This is a genomic window from Burkholderia sp. Tr-862 (assembly GCF_011753085.1).
In the GTDB taxonomy this organism is placed as follows: domain Bacteria; phylum Pseudomonadota; class Gammaproteobacteria; order Burkholderiales; family Burkholderiaceae; genus Burkholderia; species Burkholderia ambifaria.
In genome coordinates, this window is the sequence record NZ_VWWG01000202.1 from 1 (window position 1) to 10,489 (window position 10,489).

A 10,489-nucleotide genomic window follows, 5' to 3' on the forward strand; every position below is an offset into this window, starting at 1 on the left:
GTTCCGCGCGGACCAGCGCGTACACGGCACCGACAATCGCGAGGAAATGCAGCGTGCGCGCCATGCGTTCGAACTGGCGGCCGAGGGCCGGCGCGTCGCGGTCGTGTCGTCGGGCGATCCGGGTGTGTTCGCGATGGCCGCGGCCGTGCTGGAAGCGCTCGACGAAGCGCGCGACCCGCGCTGGGCGGCGGTCGAGCTGCGCGTCGAACCCGGCGTATCGGCATCGCTCGCGACCGCCGCGCAGGCCGGCGCGCCGCTCGGCCACGATTTCTGCGCGATCTCGCTGTCGGACAACCTGAAGCCGTGGGACGTGATCGAGACGCGCCTGCGGCATGCGGCGCAAGCCGATCTCGTGATGGCGTTCTACAACCCGATCTCGCGTGCGCGGCCGTGGCAGCTCGATCGTGCGCTCGACGTCGTGCGCGCGCACCGCGCGGCCGACACAGTCGTCGTGCTCGGCCGCGATATCGGCCGGCCGGGCGCGACGCTCGCGACGACGACGCTCGGCGCGCTGCGCGGCGACCAGGTGGACATGCGCACGATGGTGATCGTCGGTTCGTCGACGACGCGGCGTTTCGCGATCGGCGACGGCCGCGAGTGGGTCTATACGCCGCGCTGGTATCGCTGAAAGCCGCTGCGCACATCGCGGCGCGTCCGTGCCCAGCATGCCGGCCGTCGGTGCCGGTGCCGGCGCGACTCATCCATGCACGCATTGGCAGCGCGCCGTGGGCACGGGGTCGAGCGCCCGGCGCTTGCACTTCATCGCACGACCAAGCGGACAAATCGCCCGCTTTACGTTTCGATATGCGCTCGAATCGGCAAGATTGTTACTTACGCACAGTGCAATAATAAAAAGAACGCGCAATCGTTCATTGTTCAGAACTAATCCTTCAAGATGTGCATGCCGCTGGGCAGGCATCCGTAGCCGCCCCCCGGCGGCGATACGCGGGCCAGCGTATCCCTCTTCCACTTGGAGAAAACAATGAACAACAACGTGTTGCCGCGCTTCAATCCACGTGCGCTCGTCGCGGGCTGCCTGCTCGCCGTCGCGAGCGTGTCCCATGGCGCCGGCGTCTATGCGCCGTTCGTCGACGTGACGCTCTATCCGACGCCGCTCGTCGACCGGATCGGCGTCCAGCAAGGCATCCAGCAGTTCACGCTCGCGTTCGTGACCGCGGGCAGCGGCTGTGCGCCGTCCTGGGGCGGCGTGCAGCCGATCGGCAACGGCGCGAGCGGCGATCTGCTCGCGTCGCTGTCGACGTCGATCGCGAGCTATCGCGCGAAAGGCGGCGAGATCGCGGTCTCGTTCGGCGGCGCGAACGGCACGCCGCTGATGCAGGCGTGCTCGACCGTCCCCGCGCTGAAGACGGCCTATCAGACCGTGATCGACACCTACGGCCTCACGCATGTCGACTTCGACATCGAGGGCGCCTCGCAGCAGGACAGCGCCGCCGTCGCCCGCAACTTCCAGGCGCTCGCGCAGTTGCAGTCCGACTACGCGGCGAAAGGCCGGCCGCTGCACGTCACGCTGACGCTGCCGACGATGCCGAACGGGCTCACGCAGGATGGCGTGAACGTCGTGACCGCTGCCATCGCGAACAAGGTCGCGTTCGACGCCGTGAACCTGATGACGATGGACTACGGCCCCGCGAACATCGACATGGGCGCGGCGGCAATCAGCGCCGCGCAGGCGCTCTACGCGCAGCTCGACACGGCGTTCAAGTCGGCCGGCCAGCCGAAGACCGGCGCGCAACTATGGCAGATGGTCGGGGTTACGCCGATGATCGGGATGAACGACGTGCAGGGCGAAACCTTCACGCTCGCCAATGCGCAGAGCGTGCTGAATGCGGCGATCAACAACGGTTACGGTTTCTTCGGCAACTGGTCGGTCGGCCGCGACCAGCCGTGCCCGAACAACGGCGCGTATGTGTCGCCGACCTGCTCGGGCATCGCGCAGCAGCCGTACGCGTTCGCGTCGATCTTCCGCAAGCTCGACGGCAAGTGGGGCGCGGGCGTCACGCAGGACCCGAACTACGGAGGCGGCTCGAACGGCGGAACGCCGCAGCCCGGCGCGCCCTGGTCGGCCAGCCAGGTCTATACGGCCGGCGCGACGGTCACCTATCAGGGCACGACGTACCAGGCGCAATGGTGGACGCAGGGCGACGTGCCGGGCCAGGCGAGCGTGTGGAAAGCGATCGGCGGCGGCACGGCGACGTGGTCGGCAACGACCGCGTACCAGGGCGGCACGTGCGTGATGTATCAGGGCGCGAAATACTGCGCGAAATGGTGGACGCAAGGCGACAACCCGAGCGCCGGCGGCGTATGGGTGAAGTCGTGACGTCGTGAAGTCGTGACGCGCCGGCGCGTGACAGGCCGGCCGCGGCCGTTCTCCGGGGCGCTGTCCGGCGCAGCGGCGAACGGCCGCCGAAGCAGGCGCTGCGCGCTGCTTCGCGGCCCTTGCTAGCCGCGCCCCTGCTCGGCCAGCAACCGCGCCTTCGCGTCGACCAGCAGCGCCGCATGCGTGTCGCGATGCTGGCGGATCCGCTCGGTCGGGCCGACGACCGACAGCCCGTACCAGTCGCCGTCGAGCGTCAGCGCGACGGCGATTGCCGACAGCTCCGGCGCGCTTTCGCCGAAGTTCTCGGCCCAGCCGAGTTCGCGAAACCGCGCGGTTTGCGCGACGAGCGCCGGCAGGTCCGCAACGCTCGCATCGGTGAAGCGTTCGAATGAAAGCTGTGCGCCGAGCGTCTGCTGCGCATCGCTCGCGAGCTCCGCGAAGATCGCCTTGCCGATCGAGTTCGCATGCAGCGGGCGCAGCTCGCCCGGCTCGCGCGTATAGCGGATCGCCTGCTCGGATTCGACGACGTCGAGGTACGTGACCGACGCGCCCTGGATCTTGCCGAGCACGGCCGTCTCGCGGCTCGCATCGCGCAGCGCGACGAGATGCGGATGCACGATGTCGACGACCGGATCCGTCGCATCGATCGCGGCGGCGATCGTCTGCAGGCGCCGCGTCGGGTAGTAGCCGCCGCGCTTGCGCACCTCGTACAGATAGCCGCGGCTCACGAGCGTGCGCGCCATCGCCAGGCAGCTCGACGCGGGCACATTGAGCAGGCGCGCGAGCTCGGTGAGCGGCAGCGGCCGCCGTTCGGCGGCGAACAGCTCGAACAGGTCGAGCGTGCGGGCAACGAGTTTGACGTCCATGTCGAGCGCTTGATTCGGAACGGGAGGCCGCGCGCCGGGCGAGCCGCCGGGCCGGTACGATCAGTACGACTTCGGCAGCCCGAGCACCTTCTCCGCGATGTAGCAGAGGATCAGTTGCGGACTCACGGGCGCGAGCCTCGGAATCATACACTCGCGCAGGTAGCGCTCGACATGGTATTCCTTCGCATAGCCCATCCCGCCGTGCGTCGCGATCGCCGTCTGGCACGCCTGGAACGCGGCTTCCGCGCCGAGGTACTTCGCGGCGTTCGCCTCCGCGCCGCACGACTGCCCCGCGTCATAGCGTGTCGCGGCCTTCATCACCATCAGCCACGCGGCCTCGAGCTGCATCCACGCCTGCGCGAGCGGATGCTGGATCGACTGGTTCTGCCCGATCGGCCGGCCGAACACGACGCGCTCGCACGCATACTGCGTCGCGCGCCGCAGCGCGGCCTGCCCGAGGCCGATCGCCTCGGCGGCGATCAGGATCCGCTCGGGGTTCAGCCCGTGCAGCAGATAACGGAAGCCGTCGCCCTCGTTGCCGATCAGGTCGTCGCGCGGCACGCGCAGGTTGTCGATGAACAGCATGTTCGAATCGACGGCCTTGCGGCCCATCTTCTCGATCTCGCGCACCTCGACGCGCGACCGGTCGAGGTCGGTGTAGAACAGGCTGAGCCCGTCGGTCGGCTTCGCGACCGCGTCGAGCGGCGTCGTGCGCGCGATGATCAGCATCTTGTTTGCGACCTGCGCGGTCGAGATCCAGATCTTGCGTCCGCTCAGCACGTAGTGGTCGCCGTCGCGGCGCGCCTGCGTGCTCAGGTGCGTCGTGTCGAGGCCCGCGTCGGGCTCGGTCACCGCGAAGCAGGCCTTGTCGCGCCCGGCGATCAGCGGCGGCAGAAAGCGCGCCTTCTGCGCGTCGTTGCCGAACACCTGCACCGGGTTCAGCCCGAAGATGTTCATGTGGACGGCCGATGCACCCGACAGGCCCGCGCCCGACGCGCTGATCGTGCGCATCATCAGCGCGGCCTCGGTCATCCCGAGACCGGCGCCGCCGTGGGCCGGGTCCATCGCGATGCCGAGCCAGCCGGCCTCGGCGAGCGCCGCGTGAAAGTCGAACGGAAACCCGCCCGCGCGATCGCGTTCGAGCCAGTAGTCGTCGCCGAAGCGTTCGCAGATTTTCTCGATCGCGCTTTCGATCGCGCGCTGGTCGTCGGTCAGGTCGAACTGCATGGATTGCTCTCCTGGAAAACGTGAACGGCCGCGGTGCGCCCCATACCCCACCGGGCTCGGGGGGTGCATCGTCAGCGGAGGCCGGCGCGGCGCGACAGGGACGCGGACGCTCACAAAGGAAACACGCCCGTCGCGACCGCGGTGAACACCATCAGCACGGTGGCGGCGAACAGGAATGGAATCGTGAATTTCTGGTGCTCGGCCAGCTCGACGCCGGTGAGGCCGACGATCAGGAACGTCGCCGGCGTGAGCGGGCTGACCGGGAAACCGGTCGTCATCTGGCCGAGCAGCGCGGCCTGCGCCATCTGGATCGGCGGCACGCCGAGCAGCTTCCCGCTTTCCGCGAGCACCGGCAGCACGCCGAAGTAGAACGAATCGGGATCGAACAGCAGGCTGAGCGGCATCGACAGCAGGCCGAGCACGAACGGCATGTGGCGCGCATGTTCGACCGGCACGTGCGCGACGACGACCTCGGCCATCGCCTTGAGCATCCCGGTGCCGGACATGATTCCCGTGAACGCGCCGGCCGCGAGCAGCACGCTCGCCATCATCAGCGCGGCCTTCGCATGCGCGTCGATCCGCTCGCGCTGCGCCTGCACGTCCGGATAGTTGATGACGAGCGCTGCGACCGTGCCGAGCATGAACATCACCATCGGGTCGACGATGCCCGACACCAGCGTGCCGAGCACAACGAGCGTCAGCGCCAGGTTGATCCGGAAGCGCCCGGGCCGGCGCAGCGCGCGTTCGGCGTCGGTCAGCTCGCGCGGCGCGATCGCGAGCGACGCCGCGCCGGCGCGATCGAGCCCGAGCCGCTTCGCCTCGCGCACACCGAGCACGTAGGCGGTGCCGAACACGAACACGAGCCCGACGATTTGCACGGGGATCATCGGCATGAAGATCGCCGAGCCGGGAATATGCAGCGCCGCGGACGCGCGCAGCATCGGCCCGACCCACGGCAGGAAGTTGACGCCGGCCGCCATCGACGCGACGCACGCGAGAATTCGCCGGTCCATCCCGAGCCGCGTATAGAGCGGCATCATCGCGGGCAGCGTGACGAGAAACGTGACGGCGCCCGAGCCGTCCAGATGGATCAGCAGCGCGAGCAGCGCCGAGCCCATCACGATGCGCGGCGGATGGCAGCCGATCACGCGCAGCACGCCCGCGATGATCGGGTCGAGCATCCCCGCGTCGGTGAGGATTCCGAAAAATAGAATCGCAAAAACGAACATGCCGGCGATCGGGCCGATGTTCTGCACGCCGTGCACGATGAACTTGCCGGTCGAGAGTCCGAAGCCGGCCGCGAGCGACGCGGCCACCGGCACGACGATCAATGCGACGAGCGGCGACAGCCGTTTCGTGATGATCAGGCCGAACAGCGCGACGATCGCGATCGCGCCGATCCATGCGAGCATGATGTGTCTCCTCTGGCGCCGGCGCGCGTCGGGCGCGGTGCGGCGTGATGTCCGAAGCGGCGTGAGGCCGTGCGGCGGCATGCGGCGCCATCGCACGGCCGCCGGCCGCGATGCGTGTCAGTGGCCGTGCTTGCCGGAGTCGTCTCGTTGCGCGTCGGCAAACACCTGCGCCGCGTGTTCGTTCAGCGCGGGCGGCCGCCGCCGGTACGAGGCCGGCGTGCGGCCGAGCTTGATCGGCGACGCGATGCCGCGATGCCGGCCCAGCTCGACCTTCATCTGCCGATGCGCGACGTGCGGATGGTCGAGCGCCGCATCCAGCCCGAGCACGGGCGCGCACGGCACGCCGCGGCGCATCAGCTGCTCGGCGAGCGCCGCGCCGTCGTGTGCGGCCAGCGCCGTTTCGAGCAGCGTGCGCAATGCGGAGCGGTTCGCGCTGCGCGCGCGGTTGTCGGCGAAGCGCGGGTCGTCGGGCCAGTCGCGCGTGCCGAGCACGTCGCACAGCGCGGCGAACTGCCCGTTGTTGCCGACCGCGAGAAAGATGTCGACGCTCGCGGTCGGAAAGCTGTCGTACGGCGTGATGTTCGGATGCGCGTTGCCGGTGCGCACCGGCGCCTTCCCCGAGTGGAAGAAATTCGGCGTATGCGGATGCAGGATCGACAGCGCGCAGTCGAACAGCGTCGATTCGACGAACTGGCCGCGCCCGCTCGCATCGCGTTCGCGCAACGCCATCAGCACGCCGAGCGCCGCGTTCAGCCCGGTGACGAGATCGACGATCGGCACGCCGACGCGCAGCGGCGCGCCCCCCGCTTCGCCGTTCACGCTCATCAGGCCGGCCAGCGCCTGCACGGCCGCGTCGTAGCCGGGCAGCCCGCCGAGCGGGCCGTCCGCGCCGAAGCCCGACACGCGGCAATGGACGAGGCGCGGAAAGCGCGCATGCAGCGCGTCGAAGCCGAGCCCCCAGCGTTCCATCGTGCCGATCTTGAAGTTCTCGACCAGCGCGTCCGCGTGCTCGAGCAGCCCGAGCAGCCGCTCGCGATCGTCCGGCTTGGTCAGGTCGAGCGTGATGCCGAGCTTGTTGCGGTTCACGCCGAGGAAATACGACGCGGTGTCGCCGTCGAACGGCGGCCCCCAGGTGCGCGTCTCGTCGCCCGACGGCGGTTCGACCTTGATCACCTCCGCGCCGTGGTCGGCGAGAATCTGGGTCGCGTACGGGCCGCCCAGCACCCGCGACAGATCGATGATGCGCAACCCCGCCAACGCGCCCTGCTGCTCCAGCTCCGCCATGCGTCTCGCTCCTGCTTCCGGTTGTTCGGACCGCCGGTTCCGCCATGCCGACTCCGCGGCGCGGTTTTCCTGGCTCAAATAATAATTCTTGTGTGTGAATTTATATTCACACCGGAGAATTTTATTGTCAAGCCGGATATACGCGGGCAATCCCGCGGAGGACGCGGCAGCCTGCACGGGGACGACAGCGAATGCGCGCCGGTTGCCGCGCCGGGTCGCGGTTCGCTAAGCTGCGGACGGTGCTCATCTGAACCAAGGCGGAGATTTCATGAAACGCATGCTGCTCGCGGCCCTCGTGCTGGCGTCGACGTTGGGCGTCGCCCGCGCACAAACCCAGACCTTCCATTTTGGCGAGGGACAATCACAGCCGCGGGCCGCCGCGCCGGCCGCACGGCCCGCGCCCGCGCGTCGGCATGTGACGCCGCCGCACCACCGGCGTGCCCTGCACAAACGGCGCCACGGGCAGTCCGGGAAGCCGGCGCGCCCGGTGATACAAACGCACGCGTGACGCGATGCGTGTGGCGCGCGGCAACGCACGGAACTGTCACGAACGGCCGGTATGATCGGCGCGGCGGCTTTGCATGCCGTCGTGCCCGACCATCGGGCGACTGGCCGGCAACGCCGGTCGACGTGCATTTCACTCCACGATTCAGTACCTGTTTTGCCGAACATGAATACCGGGCCGGATACCGTCGCCAGCATCAAGGAGCGCGCCACGATCGTGTGCCGCCAGCGCAGCAGCGTGCTGCTGGTCGCGCGCACCGCGGCGCGCTGGACGCTGCCGGGCGGCACGATCCGGCGCGGCGAGACACCGCTGGAGGCCGCGCAGCGGGAGCTGGCGGAGGAAACGCGGCTCGAAGGGCTCGCGCTCGACTATGCGGTGCAGTTCGGCGGTCTCACGAAGCTCCATCACGTGTTCGTGGCCGAGGTGCCGAAACATCTGATCCCGCGCGCGAGCAACGAGATCGCGCGCTGCAAGTGGTTCGACGTCGAACGCCTCGAGACGCTGCGCGCGAGCGTGCCGACCCGCAAGATCATCGAGCTGCTGCACCTCGACCGCTTTTCCCCGCTCGCGGACGGCCCGCTTCGTCTGCGCTGAACCGGCCCGCGCCGGTCACGCGCGCAGCAACGGCCCGGCCTTGCGTTCGAGCAGCGCGACCAGCTCGGGCTGCATGTACGTGTAGCGGTCGGGAATGTCGAGGCAGACGATCTTCTTGTGCTTCAGTCGGGCGCCGAACCGGGCGGCCAGCCTCGCCTTGTGCGCGCGTTCCATCACGAACACGATCTCGGCCCATTCGAGCTGCTCGACGCACACTTGCGTGTCGGCGTCGGGCGCGAGTCCCGCGGAGTCGGTTTCGACACCCGGCCATGCCGCGAATACCGCCTCGGCGGTCGGGCTGCGCAGCCGGTTGCGGCTGCAGATGAAAAGCGCCCGCGTCATGCCGGCGCGCCGTGGCCGGCTCGTCCGGTCATCCGTTCAACCCTGCGGAATCGTGTCGGGCCGCACATACGCCAGCATGTGCGGCACGTAGTCGGCCTTGCCGAGCTCGACGCCGTAATGGCGCAGGATCGCGTACGCAGCGATTGCGTGAAAGTAGAACTGCGGCAGCGCCCAGTCGCGCACGTACTGCTCGCCCGTCATGTCGAACGCGGTGCCGTTCGGCAGCTCGAGGGCGATCGGCCGCGCGGCGCCGCCATCGAGCGCGTCGGGCGCGAGTTCGCCGAGGAATGCGATCGTGCCGGAGAGGATCCCCTGCGCGTCGCTCACCGTGCCCGGCTGCGCGTCGGCGTGCCAGCCGGCTTCCCGCAGCGCGAGCAGCGCGTCCGGCAGCGGTTCGCCGCGCAGCCGGTAGACGGGTTCCATCGCCTGGAAGCACGAGAACCGCACCTGTGCGGCGAGCGGATACATGTCGGGCGCGAGCTTGAGCGTCAGCAGCGCATCGGGTGCGTCGCCGGCGGCCTGCCGGTGCGCCGCGGCCTTGTCGAGCCACGCGGATTGCGCGCGCAGCATCTGGGTCAACGTCGGAACGAGAAGTTGGGTTGGTGACATCCATGCTCTCCGGGGGTTCGTTCGCGCCACGATATCGATGTCGGCGCGAATCCGTATTCTGCCGCAGCCGACGATTCGACGCGAAACCGGTGACGCATCACACGCCGCACGACCGGCGCCCGGCGGCGTCAAGGCTTGCCGTGGCGTGCCAGGAAGCGGTCGAGCTGCGACGCGAACGCCTTGCCGTCACGTGCGCTGAACGGGGCCGGGCCGCCCGTGTCGACGCCCGAGCTGCGCAGTTGATCCATCATCGCGCGCGTCGACAGGCGTTCCTCGATGTTCTCGCGGCTGAACCAGTTGCCGCGCGGGTCGAGCGCATGCGCGCCCTTGTCGAGGACGGACGCGGCCAGCGGGATGTCGGCGGTGATCACGAGATCGCCGGCTTGCGCGAGCTCGACGATCCGCGCGTCGGCCACGTCGAAGCCGGCCGGCACCTGCACCGCCTTGATGAACGGCGACGGCGGCGTACGCAGGAACTGGTTCGCGACCAGCGTCACGCAGATCTCGGCACGACGCGCGGCGCGAAACAGCATGTCCTTGATGACGGCGGGACACGCGTCGGCATCGACGAGTACTTGCATGGCAGACATTCCGGTGAGCAGAAACCGCGATCATAGCGCAGCGCCGGCGATCGTCCCGCGCGGCGGCTGACCCAATCAGCCGGTCAGCTGGTCAACCTGTCAGCCCGGGGCACAGCGACGCGGCCGTCGTCCATTGCGCGCCCCATGCGTCGGCGAGCCGCCTGCCCTGCCCGATCCGCACGGCCGCGTCATCGAAATCGACGAACACGACGTGATCGGCGGCCGCCGGTTTCGGTGGCGTTTCGCGCGTGCGTCCATCGGACAGCACCCACAGCCAGCGCTGCTGGTCCGGCGTACGCCGTGCCGCGCGCGCGAGCAATTGCGCGGCGGCCGCGATGCCGTCCGCGAGCGGCGTGCCGCCGCCGCCGTCCACTGGTTCGAGCCAGCGCGCGTTCCACCAGCGCGGCATGGCCGGGCCGAAACGCCGTGCGGCGCCGTTGCCGCCGAAGCAGATCAGCGCGGTTTCCACACGGTCGCGCGCGGCCTGGTCGAAGTACGCGACGATCAACCCTTTCGCGAGCGCGAGCCGTTCGTGCGACAGCATCGACGCCGAACAGTCGAGCACGAAGCAATGGAGCGCGCGCGGGGCGCCGGCCTGTTTGCGAAAACGCAGATGGCCGGCGTGCAGCGGGCCGCCGCGCTTCGGGGCGAAGCTGGGACGAGCGTCGTGTAGGGAACGAGTGTCTGCGCCGGGCTGGGTCGCGGTCGGTCGCGTACCCTGAGAGACACAA

At 69.2% G+C, this 10,489-nt stretch carries 12 protein-coding genes; 4 read left to right on the plus strand and 8 right to left on the minus strand.

The annotated features are described in order from the left end of the window. Both F3J14_RS30835 and F3J14_RS30840 read left to right on the plus strand, forming a co-directional pair. A partial coding sequence (locus tag F3J14_RS30835) for a precorrin-3B C(17)-methyltransferase (RefSeq protein ID WP_211080407.1) occupies positions 1-628 on the plus strand: 628 nt, incomplete at its 5' end. 354 nt (positions 629-982) lie between these two features. Beyond that, on the plus strand, positions 983-2,338 hold the full coding sequence (locus tag F3J14_RS30840) for a chitinase (RefSeq protein WP_166726148.1): 1,356 nt from the start codon (positions 983-985) through the stop codon (positions 2,336-2,338). A gap of 122 nt (positions 2,339-2,460) precedes the next feature. Here the strand turns inward: F3J14_RS30840 and F3J14_RS30845 are convergent, their stop codons facing one another. From F3J14_RS30845 to F3J14_RS30860, 4 genes are all read right to left on the minus strand, one after another. After that, on the minus strand, positions 2,461-3,204 hold the full coding sequence (locus tag F3J14_RS30845) for an IclR family transcriptional regulator (protein WP_166726149.1): 744 nt from the start codon (positions 3,202-3,204) through the stop codon (positions 2,461-2,463). Between the two features lie 60 nt (positions 3,205-3,264). Next, positions 3,265-4,431 carry an acyl-CoA dehydrogenase family protein gene (locus F3J14_RS30850; protein ID WP_166726150.1) on the minus strand — a complete coding sequence of 389 codons (1,167 nt, stop codon included), beginning with the start codon at positions 4,429-4,431 and terminating at the stop codon, positions 3,265-3,267. 110 nt (positions 4,432-4,541) lie between these two features. After that, positions 4,542-5,843, minus strand: a complete 1,302-nt coding sequence (locus F3J14_RS30855; protein WP_166726151.1) for a citrate:proton symporter — start codon at positions 5,841-5,843, stop codon at positions 4,542-4,544. A gap of 117 nt (positions 5,844-5,960) precedes the next feature. Continuing rightward, entirely contained in the window at positions 5,961-7,127 is a 1,167-nt protein-coding gene (locus F3J14_RS30860; RefSeq protein ID WP_166726152.1) for a CoA transferase, read from the minus strand. 268 nt (positions 7,128-7,395) lie between these two features. On the opposite strand from F3J14_RS30860, the gene F3J14_RS30865 reads away from it, so the two are divergent. Further along, positions 7,396-7,635: a hypothetical protein gene (locus tag F3J14_RS30865; RefSeq protein WP_166726153.1), complete on the plus strand. Its 240-nt coding sequence runs from the start codon at positions 7,396-7,398 to the stop codon at positions 7,633-7,635. Between the two features lie 162 nt (positions 7,636-7,797). Beyond that, complete coding sequence (locus tag F3J14_RS30870; RefSeq protein WP_006755936.1) at positions 7,798-8,226, plus strand: NUDIX hydrolase; 429 nt, start codon at positions 7,798-7,800, stop codon at positions 8,224-8,226. Between the two features lie 15 nt (positions 8,227-8,241). On the opposite strand, the gene F3J14_RS30875 is transcribed toward F3J14_RS30870, so the two are convergent. The 4 genes from F3J14_RS30875 to F3J14_RS30890 form a co-directional block, all read right to left on the minus strand. Beyond that, on the minus strand, positions 8,242-8,568 hold the full coding sequence (locus tag F3J14_RS30875; RefSeq protein ID WP_166726154.1) for a low molecular weight protein tyrosine phosphatase family protein: 327 nt from the start codon (positions 8,566-8,568) through the stop codon (positions 8,242-8,244). A gap of 36 nt (positions 8,569-8,604) precedes the next feature. Continuing rightward, positions 8,605-9,177: a DUF1993 domain-containing protein gene (locus F3J14_RS30880; protein WP_166726155.1), complete on the minus strand. Its 573-nt coding sequence runs from the start codon at positions 9,175-9,177 to the stop codon at positions 8,605-8,607. Positions 9,178-9,305: 128 nt separating this feature from the next. Then, positions 9,306-9,758, minus strand: a complete 453-nt coding sequence (locus F3J14_RS30885) for a YaiI/YqxD family protein (protein WP_166726156.1) — start codon at positions 9,756-9,758, stop codon at positions 9,306-9,308. Between the two features lie 91 nt (positions 9,759-9,849). Continuing rightward, positions 9,850-10,386, minus strand: coding sequence for a VWA domain-containing protein (locus F3J14_RS30890; RefSeq protein ID WP_166726157.1), 537 nt, complete (start codon positions 10,384-10,386; stop codon positions 9,850-9,852). Positions 10,387-10,489: the final 103 nt, after the last annotated feature.